We start from the raw sequence: 23465 nt of genomic DNA on the forward strand, positions 1-23465 counted from the left end.
TTGACGCGCCTATGCCGAAAGCAGTCATGTCTACGGCCTTTGTGGTGCGGTCTAGCCGCTGGCCCAGATGAAGTCCGCGGATCGGGTCCCAATCAAAATTGCGCGCTTTCTGCGCCTTGACCCCCTGGGGTGTCCCGATCCCCGGTTCGACCGGTTTGTCATCTCTTCTCAGCTTCACGCATTCCGTCAGCGGTTCCGCGCTCAGGAGACAGGGGCCGCGTAGATCTCGTTGGCGTTGTTGCAGAAAGTCGGCCTGAGTTGTGAGTGCCCCTTTCCCATTCAGTTTCATGCCACGCGGACGACGTGGGCGGTGCCGAGCGCGTTGAAGCGATTGACAAGGGCGACCCGGATGTGGATTTCGGCGGTTTGGCGATCTGGATCCCGCGCGGCGATGCGCTCACCGAAGGCCTTCAGGCATCGCATCTTGGCCTCCACTCGGCTACGGGCGTGGTATCCGGTCCACCGCTTCCAGAATGCCCGACCGTAGTGACGCGTGGCGCGCAGGGTTTCGTTGCGCGCCTTGGCAGCCGGGCAGTCCTCTTTCCAAGCTCGACCGTTCCTTCGGGTCGGTATGATTGCCGTGCCACCGCGTGCGATGACGGCGCCGTGGCAGCGGCGGGTATCGTAGGCACCATCCGCGGTCACGGTGCCGATGTCCTCGTCCTCGGGGATCTGGCCCAACAGGTCCGGCAGGACTGGGCTGTCGCCTTCCCGGCTAGGGGTGAACTCGACGGCCCGGATATCCGAGGTGGCGATATCCATCGCCAGATGCACCTTGCGCCATTGGCGGCGGCCCTGAACGCCATGCTTGCGGGCCTGCCATTCGCCGTCGCCAAGAAACTTGATGCCGGTGCTGTCCACCAGAAGATTCAGCGGCCCTTCGGCACGGCGATAGGGGATCTGCACCTTGAGGGTCTTCTGTCTGCGGCACAGCGTCGAGTAGTCCGGAACGGGCCAGTCTAGCCCTGCCAGGCGCAGGAGGCTCGCGACCATTCCGGCTGTCTGCCTGAGCGGTAGCTTGAACAGAACCTTGAGCGACAGGCAAAACTGGATCGCGGCATTCGAAAAGACCGGCGGGCGCCCTGGGCGTCCCTCATGCGGCGCGTGCCAGGTCATCTCCTTGTCCAGCCAGATCAGCAGCGATCCGCGCTTCCTGAGCGCATCGTTGTAGCTGGACCAGTTCGTCGTGCGGTAGCGGGCGGGCTTGGGCTTGCTCATGCAGATCGTCTAACCGCATGGATTCCCGATGTGAATCCTTCACCGACTGAGTTCTGCAACAACGCCCGTCCGGCCTGAGATCAGCCTCCCGGATGCGACAGGTCCGTTCGTGTTGGCGCAGGCCGATGAACGCGCCGATATCGACATCTCTGGCAGCGCCTTCGACTTCGTTCGGAGCATCCGCGTCTACCATGTCCAGTTCAGCCAACATCAGGATCGTGACGGTGATTGCATCCGCTACGACTCGACTAGGCTCGGCTCCTACGGTGTGCAGGGCGATTATCGCTGGCAGAGATCGAGCGTGGGAGCTGTTCCACCTGCCTCGCTTCTGCCCCGTCCCGAGCACTGTGGTTGGGTGAGTTATCGCTCGGTCTTCGTCGATTGGCGCGACCATGAAGGAAACTACGGCTTCGAAGAGGTTCGATACTGAACCCCATGCGGGCCAGCGTAGCACTGGCCCGCTCCGATCAACTTGCACCGGAGGCAGTGCATCACCCCAAAAAAGGGAAACGACGCCAGACCGAGAAGCCTGACGCCGCGCTAGAAAAAAACCCCTGAACACGGTCTTTTTAGCGCAGTGTCCGAACCCCTGCAACCAGCAAAGTGTTTTTGCTGGCAAGAATGTTGTTTGCTCTCGACATGGCATCGTCTCTTAGGAGATACGACCATGGAACCAACGACCGGCCTGATCCTCAGGCGAATCACGCAGACAGACCTCTCCGTTTCGGCGCACAAGCTGGCCACGCTCATCCTCGACGGAATTGCGTGGAAGGATGGGTATAACGGCCTGCCCCGCGGCACGGCTGCCTTCACCCTGTCCTCTCTGGCGGCGAAGATGGGCGTCTCGCGCCAGTACCTGAGCGTTCTGCTGAGTGAGCTTGAAACTTCTGAACTGAAGCTTGAGCGCGAGAAATCGAACGGCAAGTTCGCCCCCTGGCTTTTCCGCTTCGCGGCCTTTGACGACGGCGAACAGACCCACGATCTCGTGTCAGGCGGAGGCGACACATCACTATCTAGAGAAGAATCTAACAAAACTATATTCACAGGACAGATCAACATTGACGGTTGCTCGAACGTGTTCCGAACATGCTGGGCCGAGCTGATCAAGGCCGCGAAGAGCGCCCTACCCTGCTGGAACGTCGATACGCAAGTGATCTGGGAACGCTTCCTTGCCTTCAACCGGGCCCGTGGGAACAGCAAGGTTCCGGCCGGTTTCCTGCTCGGCTTCATGCGCCGGTGGCGCACCTCGCTTGGAGAAGCGACGCGCCCACCGGCTCTCCCCGCACCACAGCCGGTTCAAGAGCCACGAGAGCGCGAGCTGCACGAACAGATCAAGGCTGCGCCAAGCTCGAACCGCCAGTTTCACGCGTCAGACCTGTGTCGCGTCATAGGGCAAGCGGCGTACGATGCGCGCATTGTCGCCGTGATCCGGCAGTTCGGTTGCCCGAGGTTCACTGCTACGCTTGCAGTCCACGGGCGTGCAGTCCTGGCGGGCGAAATCTCGCGGTGATGATGGATCGGGTGCCACAACTCTGGCCAGAACGTATTCAGTCAGGGCAGTTCTGGGATCAAAGCAGGTCGGCGAATTGCTCCAGGTCGGCAACCGTGGCGACCAACCCCTGCTGTGTCAGGATCGCGAGATACTCGTCGACGCTTTTGAGCGGATTCTTGAGGCGCGCGCGAACTTTCCGCAGCGCGGAACAGACCAGACCGGGCGCGAGAGACAGTTGGTTCCGGAAAAAGTCGTCAGGGTGTTGGGTCTCGATGCCAAAGGGCGCAAGTGCCGCTGGTGGGAAGTCCTTCAGGTTCTGCGTGACGATCGCGTCACAGCGCCCAACGATTGCCGCCGCCAGAACGTGCCGATCGTCAGGGTCCGGCAGTGTTAGGGCCGGCACCAATGCCTCGTAGCCGGTGACCAGACAGTCGCGTGTGGCCCTGTCCATCAAGTCGCGAGTTCGTTCCAGCGCGGCGCGCTCCCGATGAGGTTCATTGCGCAGAAGCGCATCAATCCACTCCCGATGGATATCGGCCGTCCACTTGGCCTTGAAAAGGTCTGTGACCGCCAACTGCATCAGTGCATCGCGCATCGGCGCGGGATAAAGGACGTTCGCATCGAACAGGACCGTGTACTGGCTCATTTCGAGCGGTAGCCCATGTCCTGCTCTTGAGCGTCGGCGGCCAGTTGATCGAGCGCAGCTTCACGCTCGGTATCGATCGCGGCCTTGTAGGACATCACGTCTTCCATGCGGACGCGGCGATGCTTGCCGACCTTCCGATGCGGTATGGCACCATCCTCGAGCAGCTTGATCAGGAACGGACGCGAGACGTTCAGAACCTCAGCGGCCTGTACGGTCGAGAGTTCGGCGTTCTCGGGGATGATGGTGACCCCCCGCCCCGCTGCCATCGCCTCGAGGATCTCCATGAGCAGCGATACGGCGCCCGCAGGAAGCTCGATCGGCTCCATCTGCTCGGAGTCCGTCACACGAAGTTTCAACGGCGCGCGCGCCTGGGCGAAGCGTGACAATGCCTGGCCAGAGACGCGCGCAATCGCTGCGTCCTGCGGCGTGGGCGGAAGATGTCGGTGTGCCAGCATGTTCATGGTGGTCTCCTCTCCGGTTTCTGTTCTCTACCACCATATATGAAATAAGTGCAACAAATGCATTAAGTGTTGGTGAGTTTCTGCGCGCCCTGCCGCGTGCTCGCGGTTATCGCTGCTGTCGAGTGAGCGGGTGAGACCCACGCTAACCTTCAGTTTGTCGCCTTCCACATCCTGAACCGCCCCTGTCCTGTCACCTCGCGGATCAGACCCCGCTCTTGCATCCATGCAAGGTTGCGCTGAACAGCGGCGCGACTGGCACTCGTCAGGGCCTGGGCCATTGGCGCAGAGACGAGCGGCCATTCGGTCAGCACTGCGCGCAAGGCCGGCGGCGTCCTGCCCGAGAGCAATGTCATTTCGGCTTCCGCCCGCGCCGACCATGCCTCGATATCGTCAAGGTGCCGCACCGCGGTCAGGCACGCGGCTTCCATCCCGTATAGCCAGCGTTCCAGACGTTCGAACGGTGAACCACCGGCTCGTAGTCCCCCTGCCCCGCCCATGGCCAGAGGCGTGAAGACTGCGCCTCTTCCATCGCTGGCCGCGATCCGCGCAGCTGCGACAGCCGCTTCCATACGGTCGTCGTGCTGCCCGAGCCCCGCGAGGCGCCAGAGGTGAAAGCCCGCGCAAGCGCGAGTGATCGGGTGCAGGTCCGTGGCCTGCCCCATCAGATCCAGCCAACCGCTCGCGCGATCCACGAACGGCTCGGTCTCATCACTGATGTTCTCGGGGTCGCGACGGTCGAGGAAGGCGGAAAGGTCCTGCTCCGGTCCCGGTCCACCCGTCAGTCGCCGAATCGCCCATCCGACTCGCGCCAGCGCCGCCGTGTCGTCCTGGACACCGGACAGGCGCAGCGAGATCCAGAGCGCCAGCCGGTCTTGGCTGATGCGGTCACCGGTGTGCCAGCTCAAATCTGCGGCCTCCATCAGCGCAAGCCGATGCCGCCATCCTTCCGGTCCGCGCTTCAACCGGTCGTCCAGCGCGCCGACGCGACCGGCCACACGGGCAAGACGCGCGGCCTGCCCGCCCTCTGCCTTCCGCCATTCGTCGAGGACCTCGGTTTCACGCGGTTCGGCCCGTGGTCCCGGCGGCAAATAGTCCGGCTCGTCGTCCATCGGACCGGGCAGAAACCACAGGTCGTCCTCAGACGCCTGTTCGACCTCCTCAGCATAAATGCCGAGCGCGTCGGATTCATCATACAATGCGGGGGTTCCAGGCCTCATATGCGCAAAATACAGCTATTTTGAGCTTTACCCAAGGGTTTTATCAGAGTGCGTTTGTACACCTTACATAGCACGCGCGCGCGATGGTCCGCGAGACCTCCCTGATCGCGCTCTGCGTATGGAAACCAAGGGCTTTCTGATGAACAGCGCCACAGAGCGCGCCCTTGCATTCATTTACAAACGGTCGTTTATTGGTGGTACATAAAATTGCAAACGGCCCAGTTTCATGCCGCTGATTGGCTATGCGCGCGTCTCCACCGAGGATCAGACCCCCCTGCCCCAGTCTGAGGCACTGCAGTCTGCGGGATGCGCCGAGATCTTTGAAGAGCACGCCTCGGGCGGCAATCGCGCGCGGCCCGTGCTTGCACGTGTGCTGGAGCGGATTGTCAAGGGCGACACGCTGGTCGTCGTGCGGATCGACCGGCTTGCGCGGTCTTTGTCGCACCTACTTGAGGTGATCGAAAGACTGGAAGGCAAGGGGGCGTTCTTCCGCTCGCTCCAGGACCCGATCGATACTGCCTCGCCCCAGGGCAAGTTCACGTTGCAGGTTCTGGGCGCTGCGGCTGAGTTCGAACGCGCTCTGATCCGCGAGCGTACCAAAGCCGGACTTGCCTCGGCACACTCAAAGGGCCGCGTAGGCGGCAACCCAGGTCTTCGCGCCAAGGACCCTGAAGCGCTGCGCAAGGTGCGGGTGGCTCGACAGGACGGCTACATGGAGCGCTTGAACGAGACAGCGCAGGATTGGGTGCCCCATGTGCGCCGCTTGCGCCCCGATATGGCTTGGGAAGACGTCCTCCGGATTATCAATGGCCCCCTGCCCCCAGATCGCCATTGGACCCAAAGCCGCCTGCTCCGCGCCGTGAAGGCATATGTGCGCGACGGCTTTCTGCCTGATGAAGTTCTTGGCCGCGCCGGACGACGCGAAACTGACGATCGCCTGCCTGCGATAGTCGCTGCGATCAAAGGTGCTGACCCCGAGATCACCTTGCAGGCAATCTGCGACCGACTGGAATCCATGCGTGAGCGCACCCCTCGCGGTCGTACCAGCTGGCAGCCTTCCTCAGTCAGAATGCTGCTGGAGCGGGCAGAGCGTCTCGGCCTTTTGTAGGCGCCAATGGTCGGCAAACCACTCTGTTCGCTCGGCCCAAATCTTCCAGAATCATCACCTCAATTGGACGAAAGCCACGTAAATATCCAACAAAGCCTTGGGGTTAGTTCGCGCGAGCAGAAAATATCTCGAAGGGTATCGGCTTCGCCAGAAACGGTCTTTATCGTTGTTAATCAATGCGTTATCTGTCGCAAGCCCCGCGCGACCAAATTGGTGCTGTGGATAACTTTTCCACTACATCTAGATTCTTCTTGCCGGACACAGATGTTCGTGGCATCTCCATTCTGACGGCAAAACGCGTCAGACGCGGCTTCGACCGTCAGAACGACAAAGAGCCTTAGCAAAGGCCATGAGAGGCGGCAGAACATGGATGATCGAAATACGGGCTACACGCAAGGTATAGGCTCTTCCGACATCGGAGCATTCGCAGACAGTCTTGCTGAGTCGCTTGACCGGCAGATGAAAGTTGCGTTCGAGCCAGAAGAACGCAAGTCCTTGCGCCGCTTCAGCTCGACCGAGGTCGCCGAGTTGCTGCGCGTTAGTACGTCGAACCTGCGCAACCGCCACAAAGATGGCAGCTTCCCAGAAGTTCACACTGACGGTCGCGGTCATAGGTTCTACACGGCCGAAGAAGTTGACGACCTCCGCAACATTTTGGCGCGGACAGGCAAAAATGCTGACGCGTACAGACCTGGCCGCCGAGACGGCGACCGTCTTCAGGTCATTTCGGTCGTGAATTTCAAAGGCGGTAGCTCGAAGACAACAGCGACGATCCATTTGGCACACAGGTATGCCCTGCGTGGCTACCGCGTGCTTGTGCTGGACCTCGACCCACAAGCCAGTTTGACGACATTTTTCGGCTACCGGCCTGAGCTCGAATTTGCCGAAGGCGGCACAATCTACGACGCATTGAGATACGATGATCAAGTTCCGCTCTCGGAGGTCATCCAGAAAACATACTTCCACAAGCTCGACATGGTCCCGGCTGGCTTGATGTTGTCCGAGTACGAAACCGAGACAGCGAATGCCCTTGCGCGTAGGGTTCAGCCGATTTTTGCAGAGCGTCTTGCTCTGGCGCTAGAGGAAGTCGACTCAGACTATGACATCGTGCTGATTGATTGCCCTCCGCAGTTGGGCTTCCTGACATTGACAGCATTGGCAGCGTCCACGGGCTTACTTGTGACGGTCGTCCCCGGCATGCTCGACATCGCTTCGATGAGCCAGTTCCTCAAACTCGCTTCGGAAACGGTCAAAGCCGTCGAAGAGGCGATTGGACGACATGTCACTTGGGACTTCGTAAAGTTCCTGATCACACGCTACGAGCCGTCGGACGGACCACAAACGCAAATGGCCGGGTACCTGCGTTCAATCCTTGCGGGCCAAGTCATGACTGAACCGATGCTGAAGTCGACAGCCATTTCTGACGCCGGCATGACTCAGCAAACCATCTATGAGGTAGACCCGAGCCAGCTCATTCGGAAGACCATTGATCGGGCTTTGACCAGCGTGAACAGCGTTGCCGATGAGCTGGAGCAGACAATCCAAATGGCATGGGGGCGTCGCTGATGGCTCGAAATATCTTCAACCAGCCACCGAAAGACGAGAAAGAGTCGGCAGCCTCCTCCCCTGCCCCGGTCAAATCCTCGAAGCTACCTGGCTCGGTTGGCGGATTGCGGGATTCTCTCCGGGAAATCACTGCCAACTCAATCCGAGATATCGAACCCGACCGGATCGATATGGATGGTCTCCGGGATCGCCTGATCCTGGAAGATAGTAGCATTGAAGATCTCGCCGAAAGCATTCGCAAGCATGGTCAGCAAGTGCCGATCATGGTTCGCCCCTCTGACCAACCGGATCGATACCGCATCATCTACGGGCGTCGTAGACTTGCAGCCATTCGAAGAGTTGGTGGAACCGTCAAAGCGATCGTTCGAACGCTCGATGATGATGCTTCTCTGATCGCGCAAGGTCAGGAAAACAACCTGCGGCTGGATCCGTCCTTCATTGAAAAATCTCTTTTTATCAAAGAGATGCAGGAGGCCGGTTACAAGCCTGGCGTCATTCAGGACGCCCTAGGCCTCACCCGGCAAGGTGTGTCGAACCATCGTGTAGTCATCGAGCAGCTGCCTGACGAACTTGTCCGGCTTATCGGCCCGGCTCATGGCGTAGGTCGACGCCAATGGGGTGATCTTGCTGCACTTTCAGAGAAGGTTCCGCTTGTCGACATTGCGCTTGAGACACTTGCCTCTCTGCCTGACACCACTCCAAGCACGGACAAGTTTCAAGCCGTCTATGTTGCTTGCTCCAGCAAGGCGCGTGGCGCAGCCAACCAAAGCGCCCGTGGCCAAACGACCGTGGTAAAGGACAATAGTGGTAGCCCTGTCGGCACACTTTCAGTCGATGGCAAGTCGATCGCTATCAAGATCACCCGCAAGGACAACCCGGAATTCGGCCAATGGCTCGAAGAGCGCGCGGAAACCACGCTGCGACAGCTTTTTGAACAATGGCAGAATGAGAGAGGCTCGGGGAGCTGATCCCCGGTCATAACCAAAAACACGAGCAGAGGAGAAAGGCGAAGACCGAAAAGAAAAGAGCCCCCCAAGGTTTCCCCCGGAGAGCCCTCATCATCTGATTTGCACCTGTGATGTAGCAATCTCCGACATGCCGGTCAAGAGTCACCGATTCGGTGGACGTCTTTTTGTTGCCTTTTCTCGCCAAAAACAGCGAGAAGAGCCGGGGAAGTTGTGGGCCGCAACGGTCGTCGTTCAACAAACATGGCATTCACAAAGCTTTCCGTTCAGACCTTTGGCGTCGGCAAGGGCACCCCCCCCACGACCACACCTGAAACCGACATCTGGGCAGTCTTCCGCGCGCTCAGAGATAGTCGCTGCCTGTTCGGTCTCCGTCCAGGACATGTTCAAACGCTCCAAGCGATGCTGAGCTTTCTCAAGCCTGGGCATGGCGACACAGTCTTCGCTTCCAACGACGAGATCTGCCGTCGAGTTGGCGGGATCGATGAACGAACCCTCCGTAGGCACATCGATCGCTTTGTTGAACTCGGTTTTATGAAGCGCCACGACAGCCCAAATCGCAAAAGATACCGAGTGAAGTCGTCCGAAGGTCAGTCCATTAGCTATGGCTTGTCGCTGGCTCCGTTGCTCGCGCGTGCCGGCGAACTACTTGCAACAGCCCAAGCGATGGAAAACGCTCGTCGGGATCGCGTGTTTTTGCGAAAGCAAATCCTAACCAAACTTGCGCAGATCGACGAAGCTGACCCCGAGAACGAACTCACTCATCAGGTACGCCGAGTTCTTCGGAGGAAGCTCTCGATCACGGAGTATCGTGCTTTGCTCGGCGAACTGGAAGCTCAATGCAAACAGATGTCCACCGCGGTGGACGCACCAGAAACAATGAAACTGCCCGCCAATGACGGGCAAACTGTCCGCCACCATTCTAAGTCTAAAAAAGAACAAAAAGATTTAGAAAGCGGGACCGACAGCGAAACACTTCCCCTGCAAACACTCACAACCGTTTGTGATCAAGCTACATCGTTCGCGACGAACTCACTTAGAAACTGGCACGATGTCGAAAGCCACGCCAGAACGCTCGCTCCAATGATGGGAATCCACGAAAGCACCTTCGAAAAGGCTGCTAGAAAGATAGGCTCTCAAAAAGCATCGTGCGCCATCTTCATAATTCTCCAGATGAGCAACCGCATCCGAGACTTCGGAGCGTATTTCCACAGCATCACGCTCGGTCGCAGAGAAACTGACTTCAACCCATCAGTGTTGTTGGAGAGGCTTTCTCGTTCTGGGGCAGCTACTGCGTGATGTCCACCGCGGTGGACATGTTGAGAGGTAGAGATGGGCTGTGAAAGGGTTGACGGGAAGTGAGATCGGGAGAGTGGCTTCCGGCGCCCGTCGTGGAGAATATCTGATGGCGAAATCTACCCAGAAAGTCACCCTGTCCCCGTCCCGGGATATCCCCTTCGACAAACTCGTTCTGAGCCAGTCCAACGTCCGGCGCATCAAGGCTGGCATCTCGGTTGAGGAACTGGCCGAAGACATCGCCCGCCGCGGGTTGCTGCAGAGCCTGAGCGTTCGGCCCGTTCTGGCGGATGATGGATCCGAGACCGGCAAGTTCGAAATCCCCGCTGGTGGTCGGCGCTTCCAGGCCCTGTCTATCCTCGTGAAGCAGAAGCGTCTGGCCAAGACGACGCCCATTCCCTGCATCGTACGGGATGCCACTTCCGCGATCCTCGCCGAAGACGACTCGCTCGCTGAGAACATGCAGCGCGCAGCCCTGCATCCGCTCGATCAGTTCCGCGCCTTCGTTGCTTTGCGGGAGAAGGGTCAAGGCGATGAAGAGATCGCGGCCGCTTTCTTCGTCACGCCGCAGGTGGTCAAACAGCGCCTGAAACTCGCCGCCGTGGCCCCTGCCCTGCTCGAGCTCTATGCCGAGGACGAGATGACGCTGGAGCAGCTGATGGCCTTTACGGTCAATCCGGATCACGAGCGCCAAGTTCAGGTCTGGGAGGCAATTCGTTCGTCCTGGAATAAAGAGCCCTATCAGATCCGGCGCATGTTGACAGAAACCTCGGTGCGGGCCTCTGACCGTCGTGCTGTCTTTGTCGGCGTCGAGGCGTACGAGACGGCTGGTGGCACCATGTTGCATGACCTCTTTCAGGGCGATGACGGCGGCTGGCTGGAAAACCCTGCCCTGCTCGATCGTCTGGTCAGCGAGAAGCTTCAGGCTGAAGCCGAAGCGATTGCGACCGAAGGTTGGAAATGGATCGAGGTCTCGCTCGACCTGCCCTATGGCTATAGCCACGGTTTGCGGCGGCTGAGCGGAGACCCGGCGCCGATGACAGATGACGAAGGCGCGGCCCATGCCAAGCTGCTTGCCGAGTACCGGGCGCTCGAGGAGGAATACGAGGGCCAGGATGAATTCCCCGAAGAGATCGACGCGCGTCTTGGCGAGTTGGAAGTCGCGATGGAGAAACTCGATGCCCGGCCGCTGATTTTCGACGCGGAGGAGATCGCACGGGCAGGGGCGTTTGTGACGCTTGACCGCTATGGCGAGCTTGCAGTTTATCGGGGCTTCGTGCGGCCTGAGGATGAGCCTCGGGAAGACGCCAATGTCCACAGCGGTGAACTGGCGGCAGACGGGCAGCGCGCTGAGCTTTCAGCGCCGAACAGCGTAGATGGTATCGGCAATGGCACGGTGATCACTGCTGCCGGTCAAGCCCTCGGCGCGAACGTGCCCGAAGACGAGGACGACGGTGCCTTGAAGCCCTTGCCTGAGCGGCTGGTCATGGAGCTGACGGCGCACCGGACATTGGCACTGCGCGAAGCTGTCGGTCGCTCCCCTGACGTCGCGTTGACGCTTCTGCTCCTGAGGCTCGTCAATGATACCTTCCGGACGTCCAGTTCGGTCGGCAGCTGCCTCGAGGTCTCGGTACGTCACGTCTACATGTCCGCGCAGGCGAGCGATCTGAAAGACAGCGTGGTGGCCAAGCTGGTGGACGATCGCCACGCGGAGTGGGAGGCCGAGTTGCCGCTCGGCGACGATGCCGCGCTCTGGGACTTCCTGACCTCCCTTGATCAAGGGAGCCGGCTGTCGCTGCTCGCGCATTGCCTCAGCTTCGGGATCAACGCGCTCCACGAGAAGGTGAACCCCTATGGTGCCGGTATCACCGCCAGCGGTTTGACCAAGCGGATGACTCAGTCCGACTTGGTTGCACAGGCGGTCGAACTCGACATGGTCGAGGCAGGTTGGGAGCCGACTGCCGATACCTACCTGAACCGCGTGCCCAAGGCCCGGATCCTCGAGGCCGTGCGCGAGGCGAAAGGGGAAGGCACTGCCCAACTCCTCGATCACCTGAAGAAGGGCGAGATGGCGACTGAAGCCGAGCGTCTGCTGAAAGACAGCGGCTGGTTGCCGGAGGTTCTTCGCCGTCACGATCCGGCGGTACTGGACGGTGCAGAAGGGCAGGGGGCGTCTGAACCCGTTTCCGACATCGACCAGACCGAGGATGTCGACCTTCCCGCCTTCCTCACCGCTGACCTGCCGGGTGATGATGCGTCGATGATGGCTGCGGAGTGATCTGAGTCATCCGAGGGCGGGAAAACCCGCCCTCAATCTCATAAATCTCAACAATATCAACTAGATGAATGAAAAATCACGCATTCAGGATGAGGAATCATGTCTGCAACGACCATTCTCGACACCGCGCCCCTGGGGGCGCTCATTCGCTACACCGACAACAGTCCGAAACCGCCCGCGCGGTTCACAAAGAAGCTCGCGGCCTGGGAGCGCTCGAACGGCGTCGGCCGTCTTGTCAAGAAGGAGCCACCGCGACCCTATCCGACCTGGACTGCGCCGGCGTCGTTCACGCTGCACGAGGGGAATTTCTCTTCGGACGGGGTCATTCTCGTGACGATCATGCGAACGCATTCGGCTGACAGCGCCTTGACCTTCGAGGTCGCTGAGGAACCACAGCCCGGGCAGGTTCGCGTCCTTTTGGATTTCGGCGGTTGCACGGAGCTGCTCCACCTGGCCGAGTCTGTCACGGCTGCCGAGCTCTGGATCGCCAAAGAAGGCTATCGCAATGCGCGGCTGGAGATTGTCGGCGAAGAAGGCGCTGCTAGGGCAGGGGGCGCGGAGCTTGCCGCCTGAGCCTACGTAGAACCCAAGGGGCCCGCCAAAGCGCGGGCCTCTCACCCATCACGACCCTGTCCCGCGAGATCGCGGGGCACCATAGGTTCCAATCCAACACGGAACTAGATCTGGTACCAAATGTCTGCCGGGAGGCTGGCAGCGATGACATCAGTGGAACATACGGCTCCAGTCAGCGGTCGCACCATCCCCCGCTCGCCATTCCCTTCCTTGCCCCGAATCCTGTCTTCGAGATCAACCCGCGAGGGGGCGGACTACGGGCGAACCCGTGCCGCCGGGTGGATTCGGACGAGCCGAACGCACCCGGTGATGTCAGCCAGTCTTCGGGCCTGCGAGGTCCTGTCGCGCGGGGGATGGTCCCCCGCCTCCAAGACAGGAGCCAAACAGATGTCCCGCAAAGATGCTCACGCCTTCGCCGCCTCCCTCGCCGCCACGCTCATGGTTTCGATCGTCGTCTTCCAGGCCGGGGATGGAACCTATGGCGCTGTCCCCGCCGATGAGATCGACGGCGACGAGGTCGTGATCGTCTCGGAATACGATCCTTTCGGGTGAGGCTTCGGCCTCACGTTTCAGACGGCTCGGGTTCGGAGCAAGGCTCCGATCCGGGCCTTTCGCCTGTCCACCGTTCCGGCTGACCGGCAAAATGAGCCGACGATGGTCGGCATGCCTTTGCATAAAAACGAGCTCGAGCGTCAGCCAATCTGGCTTTGCCCAGACATCAGCGGTCAATTGCAGTGCCATGAAGACCGCTTGAATATCGTCAGGGTTCGTCGGAAACTGCGTCGTATTTGGTTCAGGTCACGTCGCATGCTCTACAAATCATTGATTTCCTTATACGGTTCATCGCTTGCGGGTAGATCGGCTCCTGCTGACGACCTTGTTTGGCACTTTGCGCCGTCCGAAGATCTGAGGCGCTTTCGCGAGTATGCGCTCGATGCCCTGCAGCAAGCGAAAGTGTACCTGCTCGACCATATGGCTGCAGCCTATGCCGATACGCTTCATGACGCAGTCGCCAAGCAGGCTTCGGAAACCGGTCTTCCCGCAATGGCCATTCTGGGTGAGGTAAAGCTCCCTGCCGACGTTGTTTGGGTCGAATTCGACGATCGAGAGCTGGGTGTCGCGCGCTTTGAACGGGCTTCACCTGTAACGAGACATGACGACAAACCCGTAGGCACTGGTCTACGCGGCTATCTCATCGATGATCGTAACAAGGGCCACTTGCGCATCACGATGTTCCATCGCCGCGAGAATTCGCGGGTCGTCGATCCAATCTGCGCTTTGCTCGTGAAGCGAATTCCGACAGGCGAGTTGAACTACGACAACGTCGAAGTCGAGTTGAGCCGTTCCATGGTCGAATTCCGTGTGCGGAGCGGTGATACGATGGAAATGATCAACGGTCGGCGCACGGTGCACCAAGTTGAAACAGGCTACGACCTGTTCATCCCTTACGCGCTCTTTGCGATGCTGGTTTCCCCGGACTTGGGTGGCATCATTCCCACGGAAAACGAGACGTTCACAGCCAAGGATGCCAAGACCGCTCGAAAATTCGGGAAGTCCTGGATTCTAGGTGCGCAGAAATCCCATCTTACAATCCGCATTGGTCCGCAGGCCGCGGCTCACATGCAGGAGCGGCAGGCTCGCCTTGAGTTCGAGCGTCAGGTCCAGGACGGGCGAAGCGGCCCTGTTCGCCATTGGGTGAGCGAACATGAGCGGCGCTATCGCAGCGGTAAAGTTGTGTTGGTGAAGGGGCACCACAGAGGGCAATTGCCTGCGCCTAATCTGCCAACGCGTGTGATGGGGCCGAAACCCGAGGCAACGATTTTCGAGTTGGACGCAGTTGATCGGTCCGACCCAGACTGAACCCGGAGTTTGCCGCGCGGTCATGTCGTCAGCCGTCAATCTATCGCCGCCACATCGACGAACCCCCGTAGTTTTCGGCCGTGACCTGACCAGGTCGGCGCCAAGAGCTCAGGGAGCCGGAAATCCAACAATGTTGGCGCAAAGCGGTATCCGCTCTCCCCGATCAGCTCGGCCAGGAAGTGGCCCATACCATGGCGATGGCTTCCGCCTTCGCGCAACCTTTCGCCATCTGCCAATCCAAGACCGTGAAGAATGCCCCGGCGACTTCCTTCTGCATTTTCTGTCCGCGTTAAGCGACAACGTCCCGAGATCCCACTCAGCTAGTGGGTGCGGTCCGTGTCCTGAATATTCCGGTATCGATAGCCTGTCGCGGCAAGGCCCTGCATTTCCCAGCGGGGAAGGGCAGGGGGGCGAGAGCCGGTGATGGACACTTGCGCCGCTGGTGGGGAGTTGGGCTTTGGGTCAAACAGTCCCGATTGGCAAGGGGACATGGTCTAGCAAGGGCTCCCCGCATCTCTCTGTCTTCTGGGCCATCCCTTCGACTGACAATCCCCTAATCCCGTTCGGGCTCTCGCGCGCAACCCCGCGTCAGTCCGGGCCGTGTTGGCCGCCTTTGGCGTCCTGCCCGCTCCACCCCGGTCCTTTGGGGGTTTCCGGTGTCCATGCTGTCCACCGTGCACGCGTCACCCGACGGGCTTTTTCAGGGTCTTGTCGAAGGGACGGTCCCGAAGACAGGACACACAGGAGCTTATCATGCAGAACATCGTCATCCTCGCCGGCAACATCGGTCAGACCCCCGAAGTCCGCACCACCCAGAGCGGCACCAAGATCACCAACTTCAGCCTCGCCACCTCGCGCCCCCGCCTCTCGGAAGGCCGTGTGATGCGCGACGAGAACGGCTACCGGGTCATGGACACCGAATGGCACCGCATCACCTGCTTCAACGGTCTCGGCAAGACGGTCGCTGAGCATTGCGAAAAGGGCATGAAGGTCCTCGTCCACGGCCGCATCCACTACACCAAGTGGATCGACAGCATGGGGAACGACCGCTACGGCTGCGAGATCATTGCCGAGAAGGTCGACTTCCTGAGCCGCCCGAAGTCGGCCGAGAACGAAAACCCCGAACTGGTCGACCGCGACGATGAGATCCCGTTCTGAGGAACGGGGTCTCCCCCCCTCAGGCCCGGCGGGGAAACCCGCCGGGTTCGCTGCACTGCTACAATGTAGCTTCGAGCCCACTTTGGCCGATGATGCAATGCAGCTATCTGCCGAGCAGTGCACGCATTAACGGGTTCGTCATGGCAATGTCGGGCATGCTTTCCGGTCGGTATGGAATATTGAATTTGATCAGGTCGTCGGACTCGCGCGACGCTTCGACACCAATGCTCTCAGCCATGTCCTCTAAGATATCGCCGATTGCCTCGAAGGCATCCAAATTCTTCCATCTCCCAAACTCGTTCCAAAGCGCCTCCTGCATTTCAATCAAGCGTTCGTAGAACGGAGAAAACCACCCAAACTCAGCCTCATCGGTGAGAGCAGGCGGATGCGTTTCTGGGGTTTCCTGCGCTGCTGCAGCACCCACAAAGTAAGATGAATACTTCAGCAGATCGCCGAGCTTCCCATATACTTCCCCTACAATCTGCCCAACATCCCCGTGGGTCCGATATGCCTTAATCAGCTCACAGCATTGGCCCCTGGTATCGCCCAACACCTTGACCAAGGTTTCGAGGTAACCCTCTACGGGATCATCTCCAATGGAGCCGGCGATGCGGCATACAGCATACTCATCCCACGTTGCCAGAATAACCTGCCAGCGCATGTTATCTAGGATATTGCTGTGTGTTTTCTGAAGAAGAAACCCGGGGAACGACTTGTCAAATGCTGCTGTCACCTCCACATGCGCGCATTCGTGTGCAATTAGGTGAAGTGATTGCCAAAAGTATTCGGTTTCCTCCCCAGGTCCTTCTAGGATGCTGAGCGCGTAGTTCGCGTTAAGTACTAGATGCGTTTTGATCACACCGTCGCGAATTACCGTGGGCGCCATTGCAACACCGATGGCGACACCTTTGGTGGCGGTGAGTGTGTAGGTTGTCTCATATCCACGATCAAGATCAGCCAGTGCTTCGTCGTAGTCGAAGGCGACCGTCACGCCATCCAGGTTAGTTAGGTCGATGGATTGACTGATGACGCTGAGAACGGAATGCAACTTGTACATCGCCTCCTTGGCGTAGTCCTCGTCTGGAAACATTCTGGCGGAAAACTGAAGGTCGCTCGGAATCGTAATGCCTTGTGGCAGTTCGTCGGTCTTGCCCTCTTCATCCTGCAACTTGCTCACCTTTCACCCCCTAAGTCTGAGATTCCCACGCACATCTAGAGATGGACACATACTGCGCTGGAACAACCGAATCTGGGTAGGAAATTCGGCGATTGCGCAATCGCAGCGAGCGCCCGCTTCGTCCCGCATTGCCGCCGCTCGTGCCTCTTTTGAAGAGTGAGAGAAAGGCTGATTGCTTTCGCGACAGGTTAAAGGCTGGGAGAGTGGCTCCCGGCGCCTGTCGCGGAGGAATGCCGATGGGCGTTGTGGAAGTTCTGGATCCGGTACAGCCGACGCGGGCTGGTGGCTGGAAGGTGGATGTGAGCCGGGGTGAGCGGAACGGGCGGGTGTCGTCCGAATGGTTCAACCGGCCCGATGACGAGCGGTATCTGTCGCTCGACGATCTCTGGGCGAGCGTGAAGGGTCGCTCCGAGCGCAGCCGCAGCCGCGTGGTGCAGACAGCGGACATCCGCGTCGAGGCCGCGCGCGACAGCGCCGAGCGATTGCATCTGGTCCTGCCGAAGGCGCATGAGCCGGTCGTGCCTACCCATTGGGCGTTTGGCCAGCTTGCCAGCATTGTCGGCGCTCCGGCCTCCTACCTGCGGCAGCTGCCCGCGCCGCTGGCGGGGATCAACCTGCAGTACGGTCTGACAAACCACCGTGCCGAGCAGGTTAAGACCTTCGAGACTGAGGATGGCCGCACGGAACTGCGCGCCGTCACCGGTCCCGACTACGGCCGCATCCACGACTTCGAGCTTGTCGAGGCGGTGCAGCGCATCGCGGGCAATGGCACGAGCGATACGCGCTGGAAGGTGCCGGGTGTGCTGGATTGGTCGACCGGGGTCTACAACCCCGATGTCGAGATCAGCCGCGACACGACCACGCTCTACGCCTCGGACCGCGACGTCTTCCTGTTCCTCGTCGACGATCGCAATCCGATCGAGGCGGGCAAGCTGGCGGACGGCTCTCCCGACCTCTACTTTCGGGGGTTTTACTGCTGGAACTCCGAGGTTGGGGCGAAGACCCTCGGTATGGCGAGCTTTTACCTTCGGGCGGTGTGCCAGAACCGCAACCTTTGGGGCGTCGAGGATTTCCAGGAGATCAAAATCCGCCACTCGAAATACGCGGCCTCGCGCTTCGCCCATGAGGCGGCCCCGGCGCTGACGCGGTTTGCCAACTCCTCGCCGCAGGGGTTCGTGAATGGGATCAGGGCGGCACGGCAGCAAGTCGTGGCGCGCAGCGACGAGGACCGCGCGGATTTCCTGCGCAAGCGCGGCTTCTCGAAGGCCGAATCCGGCAAGATCATCGAGAAGGTGCTGATGGAGGAAGGCCGACCGCCGGAAAGCATCTTCGACTTCGTGCAGGGCATCACGCGGCTCGCGCGAGACAAGACCCAGCAGGATGCCCGCCTTGATATGGAAGGGCGCGCCAAGAAGCTCCTCGACCGGGTCGGCTGACGCGAAGCCCGGCACAGCGACCGCCTGCATCCGCGGCGGTCGCGTTTTCCTCTTCCACATGCACGCCACCGGCCCCGCCCCGAGAGGGAAGGGGCGTCGAGGTGGGTAACTCAGCGAGACCCCCATGACCCCCCAGGAAGAAACCGTCATCCTCGAGGCCCGAGACATCCTCGGCCGCTATCTCAGCCGAAACCCCGTCATCGACAGCTGGCAGGCGCTTCTTGACTATTGCGCGCTGACGGTGCGCGGGCCGATCGAGCGGTTCCACGTTCTCTATCTCGACCGCAAGAACTGCATCATCGCCGATGAGCTCTTGTCGATCGGCACGGTCGACCATGTCCCGGTCTATCCGCGCGAGGTGATCAAACGGGCTCTGATGCTGAACGCCAGCGCCCTGATCCTGGTCCATTATGTGGCGCGCCACATAATGGATCTTTTGTGCCCCGTTTTCTTATGTGCCCCGCCGTCAAGATCAGTAGCTCTTTCAATGGCTTCTGAGCTAAAGCCCGGCACATAACGGCAAACGTCGTGCAACATGACAGCTCCTGCAATTTTCCAGAAGGATGCTTGTCATGTTGGAACGCCATTTCAGGTCGCTCAAGGTGATCGACCGTATCAGAGCCCAGTGGCTTGGGCCGCAGATCGAGCGCTACGTTCAATCGCTTGATGAGTTACATACCGGTACCGCTACTATTCAGCAGAATGTTCGGGCCCTCGGACACTTCAACGAGTTCGTCGTTGGACGTGGTGTTCAACGCCTTGATCAGCTTCCAGATCACGTAGATGCGTTTGTAAGCCACTGGTTTGCTAAACACGGCAAGTGGTGCAAGAGCGCACAGGACCGGGCGGCAATCGCTTCCCAAAGCCGTTTGCCTGTGGAGCGAATGCTTTGCCTAGCTCTGCCTGGTTTCACACGTCCGAGCCATCGTCCCCGCATGCCCTTCTGTGTCAGCGCACCTGGTTTTTTCCCTTTCCTTCTCAACGAGAAAGGACTGCGCCAAGCCACGCTACACAAATACACCTACACCCTGCGCCCGTTCGAGTCATACTTGGCGCAGACGGGCATAACCCTGTCGGCGCTTACCCCGGCGTCCATCACTGATTTCATTAACACCCGCGCGGAGACGTTGCACAAGTCCGGCATGCTCGGCACGACCGGCGCCTTGCGCGTCTTCCTCGCCTATCTGCACCGTGAAGGCATCATTGCGAACGATCTCACACGCAGTCTTCCGCGCGGCCGCGCCTATCGACAAGCATCCATTCCACGTGCCATTTCATGGCCTGATGTCGAGCGCCTGCTGGCCAGCGTCGATTGCCGCTCCGACGTGGGCAAACGCGACTATGCCATTCTGACATTGCTGGCCAGCTACGGATTGCGTGCAAGAGAGATCGCGGCCCTGTGCCTCGATGATATTGATTGGGTGCATGACCAGATCAGCATCCCAATGCGCAAAGGCGGCCATTCGACCCGATATCCGCTGTCAGCGACCGTCGGCGAAGCCATAATCGCCTATTTGCACGTTCGGCGCACGGATATCGCCGATCGCCAAGTCTTCTTGGCCGCAAGATCGCCATATACACCTATGAGGCATACGGGGGTGTCGTGCATGGTTTCTGGCCGCATGCGCAGTATTGGCATTCAGGTTGCACGTGCCGGCTCGCACACATTGCGCCATGCCTGCGTTCAGCACCTTGTAGAAGCCGACCTGCCCTTCAAAGTCATTGGCGATTACGTCGGTCATCGCCACCCCGCATCCACATTGGTCTATGGCAAGGTGGCGGTGCACAAGCTGCGAGAGATGGTCATTGCCCAAGGGGAGGACGTGCTATGACCGCCCCCTGGAACAGCTTTCAAAGCATCCTGGCCCCTCAGATCGAACAATACCTGCGTGCAAAACGCGCCATGGGATGCAAGTTCGCCTGCGAAGATCGCCAACTTCGGCTGCTCGATCGATTTCTCAACAACCGCGGCGTGGAAAGCATTGAGGCGATTGACGCACAGTGCCTGCAGGACTTCTTGGATTCCCGCAACCGAACCAACCCGCGGAGCTACAATAATCTGCTCGGAGATGTTCGACGGTTGTTCGACTGGATCGCCAGCCAACAAATCCTTGGTGCCTCACCGGTAACGATCAAGCCTCAGCCGCAAACAGCGCGACAGCTGCCTTACCTGTTTTCTGACAAGACTATCCGGCTACTGCTGACTTTGGCCGCAGCATTGCCAGATAATTCACGCGCACCACAGCGCGGCATTCTCTACGAGATGATCTTTGCCTTGCTCGCTGGCCTTGGGCTGAGGGTCGGGGAGGTCGCTCGCCTTCAGTGGGGCGATGTGGACCTGACCCGCGAAGTGTTGGAGATCCGCAATACCAAGTTTGGCAAGGATCGACTTGTGCCCTTTGGCCCCAAGTTGGCCGCCAGGCTACGCAGCTACCTGACGCAACGCGAGCAACATGGGTTCGCCTGCTCGGGCACCAATTACCTATTTTCCTGGAATGGCCGTACACCGATCAGCACCAACAGCATCCGGAACACTTTTCGCGATGACCTGTTGCCGCAACTCGCCCTTGTGATCCCGCCTGGAGTTTTCGGTCCCCACGTTCATGGCCTGCGCCATTCATTCGCGGTGCGCACCCTGCTGAACTGGTACCGCCAAGGGATCACGCCGGCAGACCGCCTCCATCATCTGTCCACATTTCTGGGGCACCTCAATCCCAGCAGCACCGCAGTTTATCTGACCATCACTAACGATCTTTTCGATGCCGCCAATCAGCGTTTCGAGGCCTTCGCACCGACGCTGAGCGGTGGAGGCCAAGCATGACACAGCTGAACCTTCCCACCGCCGTTCACCATTACTTTCTGGAGTATCTGCCGCGCCACAAAGGCCTGCAATCCAGCACGATCCGCAGTTATCGAGACAGCCTGCGTCTATTCCTGATCTTCGTTGCGGATGCCAATCGGATCGGGGTCAGTGGCCTCGGGTTCGAGCATTTGGACTACTCTGCTGTGCAGGCATTCCTAAACAACATGGAGGTCAAGCGCGGCAACGCCATCAGTACGCGCAACCAGCGCCTGACGGCCCTGCACGTTTTCTTCGAATATCTCTGCCGGACCGCACCAGAGATGTTGCCGGTCAGCGCCAAGGTTGCAGCCATACCGATGAAGCGCCATCAGCGCCCAGAGATGAAGTTTCTGGCACGTGATGAGGTCGAGGCGCTCTTTGCCTGCATCCCCGCCCAGGATCGTCTTTCGCTGCGCGACCGCGCGCTCCTCATGCTGCTCTACAACACCGGTGCGCGCGTCTCAGAGGTCGCGCAACTGAAGGTGGGCCAACTCGATTTAGCCTCACCGGCGCGGGTCAGGCTGCTCGGCAAAGGGTCAAAGTGGCGAACCTGCCCTCTTTGGAGCCAGACCGCCAAGGCGTTGCAGGACATGCTGGATGAACGCGCCACAGTTCTTTCGCCAGATACCATTGTGTTCGTCGGCGGCACAGGCGGCGGGATGACCCGTTTCGGCATCTACAAGCGTATTCGCCATCACGCCAAACTCTGGGAGGCGGCGGGCGTACAAGCCTCACGCACCCACATCACGCCCCACGTGTTTCGGCACACAACGGCGGTCCATCTCCTCGAGTCAGGGGTGGAGGTTAACGTCATTCGGGGCTGGTTGGGGCATGTCAATCTGGAGACGACCAATCGCTACGCCGAGATAACCATACGCATGAAGGCGGAAGCCCTGAAACTGCTTGAGCCGGTTGCTGGTGGCAAAGCACGAAAATCCGCATGGCGAGATGACGCGGCCATGCTGGCGTGGCTCTCATCCCTGTAGCGATATGACACTGGGCGGCATGATTGGCCGCCCAGTGTCTCGACAATCATCTGTCGCCCAAAACCAGAAACACCTGATGCCAACAAGCATGCACCGTTATGTGCCCAGCCTTGCCTCAGAAGCCATTGATAGAGCTACCGATCTTGACTTCGGGGCACATAAGAAAACGGGGCACAAAAGATCCACAACCACCCGTCGGGAGATCCAACGCCGTCGGAGGCCGATCTCAGCATGACCAAGGAGATCCAGAAGGGTTGTCGCTATCTCGGCCTCACGCTGCACGACCACATCATCGTCGGCGCCGGGACGGAACTGAGCCTGCGGGCCCTGGGCAAGCTCTGACGCGCCTTTCGTACCCGCCGCCGTCGCCCCTTCGAGGAAGAGGGCGGCGGTTCGGTCTTTGACGGTTTGAAGCGGTGAGAGAGGCTTTCCGCACCGTCGGAGATATGCCCATGTTCGACCTTCCTTGCCAAACTCAGCCGGAAACGCAGAACACAAGTTTGCCGCCGAGCCTCCTGACCGATTTTAAAGATCAAGACTTGCCGTTTGCGCTCACGACGACTTGCCATACGCCCGGGGCTCTCATGTCCGGGCAGGCACACCCCATGGTACTGGAGCGGTTTGCCACGCTGGCCGAGGCCATGCAGGGGGCAATCGTTCACGCCGAAGATATCACACCTGAAGACGCTCCGCGCATCCTGGCAATCCTCGATCGGGAGGGCCGTCTCGTTCTGGCCGGAGCTACCTGTGATGGCGGGGTCGCATGGTGCCACCCGGTCTCGGATGCCGCCGAAGCCCGCGCCGTCGTGTCCGAGGCAAGCCAGACCCGCGCGCAGGCCATGCGGGCGGCCGAATGGCATGAACATGGCCTCGCGCGACGGCTGCGGCACCACGCCGACGTTCTCGATGCCCGTCTTGTCGATCCGCTCTGGCGTGTCTTCGCGTCTCGCGCCCTGCAGATCGCGGCGTGACGCCCGAGAGTCAGAGAAGGGCTGGGGAGGATGTGAGCCTAGGAGGACGAGAGAGAGCCTCGGGGTTCAGATCCATTCCCTCATTTCGGAGTTTCCAATGTCCAAGATCGAACCCACTCTGGCCGCGCCGATGGCGCCGTCCAGGATTGATTTCGCCGCCGTGCTGGCTCGGCAGTCCGAGCGTGACGCGCGGATCGCAGCTTTGCGTCCGGCCA

General features: G+C 59.8%; 23 protein-coding genes. 18 read left to right on the forward strand and 5 right to left on the reverse strand.

Annotated elements, in window-relative coordinates; genetic code table 11:
- Positions 1 to 285: 285 nt before the first annotated feature.
- On the reverse strand, positions 286 to 1218 hold the full coding sequence (locus tag DL237_RS18615) for an IS5-like element ISRhba5 family transposase (RefSeq protein ID WP_007803217.1): 933 nt from the start codon (positions 1216 to 1218) through the stop codon (positions 286 to 288).
- Between the two features lie 109 nt (positions 1219 to 1327).
- Between DL237_RS18615 and DL237_RS18620 the strand changes: the two genes are divergently transcribed.
- A complete protein-coding gene (locus tag DL237_RS18620; protein ID WP_275634938.1) occupies positions 1328 to 1648 on the forward strand; it encodes a hypothetical protein in 321 nt (106 codons plus the stop codon).
- 237 nt (positions 1649 to 1885) lie between these two features.
- On the forward strand, positions 1886 to 2728 hold the full coding sequence (locus DL237_RS18625; RefSeq protein WP_018065890.1) for a hypothetical protein: 843 nt from the start codon (positions 1886 to 1888) through the stop codon (positions 2726 to 2728).
- A 58-nt stretch (positions 2729 to 2786) separates the two neighbouring features.
- Here the strand turns inward: DL237_RS18625 and DL237_RS18630 are convergent, their stop codons facing one another.
- From DL237_RS18630 to DL237_RS18640, 3 genes are all read right to left on the reverse strand, one after another.
- The gene (locus DL237_RS18630; protein WP_007803220.1) at positions 2787 to 3356 is read right to left on the reverse strand and encodes a PIN domain-containing protein; all 570 of its coding nucleotides are present in this window, start codon (positions 3354 to 3356) and stop codon (positions 2787 to 2789) included.
- Complete coding sequence (locus tag DL237_RS18635) at positions 3353 to 3817, reverse strand: excisionase family DNA-binding protein (RefSeq protein WP_007803221.1); 465 nt, start codon at positions 3815 to 3817, stop codon at positions 3353 to 3355. Before DL237_RS18635 ends, DL237_RS18630 begins: the two co-directional genes overlap by 4 nt.
- Before the next feature lie 149 nt (positions 3818 to 3966).
- Positions 3967 to 5034: a helix-turn-helix domain-containing protein gene (locus DL237_RS18640; protein WP_007803223.1), complete on the reverse strand. Its 1068-nt coding sequence runs from the start codon at positions 5032 to 5034 to the stop codon at positions 3967 to 3969.
- A gap of 226 nt (positions 5035 to 5260) precedes the next feature.
- Between DL237_RS18640 and DL237_RS18645 the strand changes: the two genes are divergently transcribed.
- The 9 genes from DL237_RS18645 (at position 5261) to DL237_RS18680 (ending at position 15838) form a co-directional block, all read left to right on the forward strand.
- A complete protein-coding gene (locus DL237_RS18645; protein WP_009574210.1) occupies positions 5261 to 6142 on the forward strand; it encodes a recombinase family protein in 882 nt (293 codons plus the stop codon).
- A gap of 366 nt (positions 6143 to 6508) precedes the next feature.
- Positions 6509 to 7708 carry a plasmid partitioning protein RepA gene (gene repA / locus DL237_RS18650; protein WP_009574209.1) on the forward strand — a complete coding sequence of 400 codons (1200 nt, stop codon included), beginning with the start codon at positions 6509 to 6511 and terminating at the stop codon, positions 7706 to 7708.
- Complete coding sequence (gene repB / locus DL237_RS18655) at positions 7708 to 8676, forward strand: plasmid partitioning protein RepB (RefSeq protein ID WP_226562387.1); 969 nt, start codon at positions 7708 to 7710, stop codon at positions 8674 to 8676. The genes repA and repB overlap by 1 nt, the downstream gene beginning before the upstream one ends.
- 210 nt (positions 8677 to 8886) lie before the next feature.
- Positions 8887 to 9972: a plasmid replication protein RepC gene (gene repC, locus DL237_RS18660; protein ID WP_233545060.1), complete on the forward strand. Its 1086-nt coding sequence runs from the start codon at positions 8887 to 8889 to the stop codon at positions 9970 to 9972.
- A 106-nt stretch (positions 9973 to 10078) separates the two neighbouring features.
- On the forward strand, positions 10079 to 12247 hold the full coding sequence (locus DL237_RS18665; RefSeq protein ID WP_009574206.1) for a ParB/RepB/Spo0J family partition protein: 2169 nt from the start codon (positions 10079 to 10081) through the stop codon (positions 12245 to 12247).
- A gap of 99 nt (positions 12248 to 12346) precedes the next feature.
- On the forward strand, positions 12347 to 12820 hold the full coding sequence (locus DL237_RS18670) for a hypothetical protein (protein WP_009574205.1): 474 nt from the start codon (positions 12347 to 12349) through the stop codon (positions 12818 to 12820).
- Between the two features lie 387 nt (positions 12821 to 13207).
- The gene (locus DL237_RS20765; protein ID WP_009574204.1) at positions 13208 to 13372 is read left to right on the forward strand and encodes a hypothetical protein; all 165 of its coding nucleotides are present in this window, start codon (positions 13208 to 13210) and stop codon (positions 13370 to 13372) included.
- Positions 13373 to 13474: 102 nt separating this feature from the next.
- The gene (locus DL237_RS18675) at positions 13475 to 14680 is read left to right on the forward strand and encodes a hypothetical protein (RefSeq protein ID WP_009574203.1); all 1206 of its coding nucleotides are present in this window, start codon (positions 13475 to 13477) and stop codon (positions 14678 to 14680) included.
- 753 nt (positions 14681 to 15433) lie between these two features.
- Positions 15434 to 15838, forward strand: coding sequence for a single-stranded DNA-binding protein (locus tag DL237_RS18680; protein ID WP_008335991.1), 405 nt, complete (start codon positions 15434 to 15436; stop codon positions 15836 to 15838).
- Between the two features lie 103 nt (positions 15839 to 15941).
- Here the strand turns inward: DL237_RS18680 and DL237_RS18685 are convergent, their stop codons facing one another.
- On the reverse strand, positions 15942 to 17015 hold the full coding sequence (locus tag DL237_RS18685) for a hypothetical protein (RefSeq protein WP_143093134.1): 1074 nt from the start codon (positions 17013 to 17015) through the stop codon (positions 15942 to 15944).
- A 236-nt stretch (positions 17016 to 17251) separates the two neighbouring features.
- Here DL237_RS18685 and DL237_RS18690 point away from each other — a divergent pair, with 236 nt between their 5' ends.
- The 7 genes from DL237_RS18690 to DL237_RS18720 all read left to right on the forward strand — a co-directional run bounded on the left by DL237_RS18690 (position 17252) and on the right by DL237_RS18720 (position 23250).
- Positions 17252 to 18451 carry a hypothetical protein gene (locus DL237_RS18690; RefSeq protein ID WP_009574201.1) on the forward strand — a complete coding sequence of 400 codons (1200 nt, stop codon included), beginning with the start codon at positions 17252 to 17254 and terminating at the stop codon, positions 18449 to 18451.
- A 124-nt stretch (positions 18452 to 18575) separates the two neighbouring features.
- Entirely contained in the window at positions 18576 to 18968 is a 393-nt protein-coding gene (locus tag DL237_RS18695; RefSeq protein WP_233545061.1) for a JAB domain-containing protein, read from the forward strand.
- A 55-nt stretch (positions 18969 to 19023) separates the two neighbouring features.
- Positions 19024 to 20283, forward strand: coding sequence for a tyrosine-type recombinase/integrase (locus tag DL237_RS18700; RefSeq protein WP_045682747.1), 1260 nt, complete (start codon positions 19024 to 19026; stop codon positions 20281 to 20283).
- Complete coding sequence (locus DL237_RS18705) at positions 20280 to 21272, forward strand: tyrosine-type recombinase/integrase (RefSeq protein ID WP_045682666.1); 993 nt, start codon at positions 20280 to 20282, stop codon at positions 21270 to 21272. Before DL237_RS18700 ends, DL237_RS18705 begins: the two co-directional genes overlap by 4 nt.
- Positions 21269 to 22279 carry a tyrosine-type recombinase/integrase gene (locus DL237_RS18710; protein WP_045682664.1) on the forward strand — a complete coding sequence of 337 codons (1011 nt, stop codon included), beginning with the start codon at positions 21269 to 21271 and terminating at the stop codon, positions 22277 to 22279. The genes DL237_RS18705 and DL237_RS18710 overlap by 4 nt, the downstream gene beginning before the upstream one ends.
- 180 nt (positions 22280 to 22459) lie before the next feature.
- Entirely contained in the window at positions 22460 to 22621 is a 162-nt protein-coding gene (locus tag DL237_RS18715; protein WP_267897044.1) for a JAB domain-containing protein, read from the forward strand.
- Between the two features lie 110 nt (positions 22622 to 22731).
- A complete protein-coding gene (locus tag DL237_RS18720) occupies positions 22732 to 23250 on the forward strand; it encodes a hypothetical protein (RefSeq protein ID WP_009574199.1) in 519 nt (172 codons plus the stop codon).
- The last annotated feature ends 215 nt before the right edge of the window (positions 23251 to 23465 follow it).

Origin of the sequence: Pseudooceanicola sediminis, assembly GCF_003575965.1 — a bacterium.
Taxonomy (GTDB): domain Bacteria; phylum Pseudomonadota; class Alphaproteobacteria; order Rhodobacterales; family Rhodobacteraceae; genus Pseudooceanicola; species Pseudooceanicola sediminis.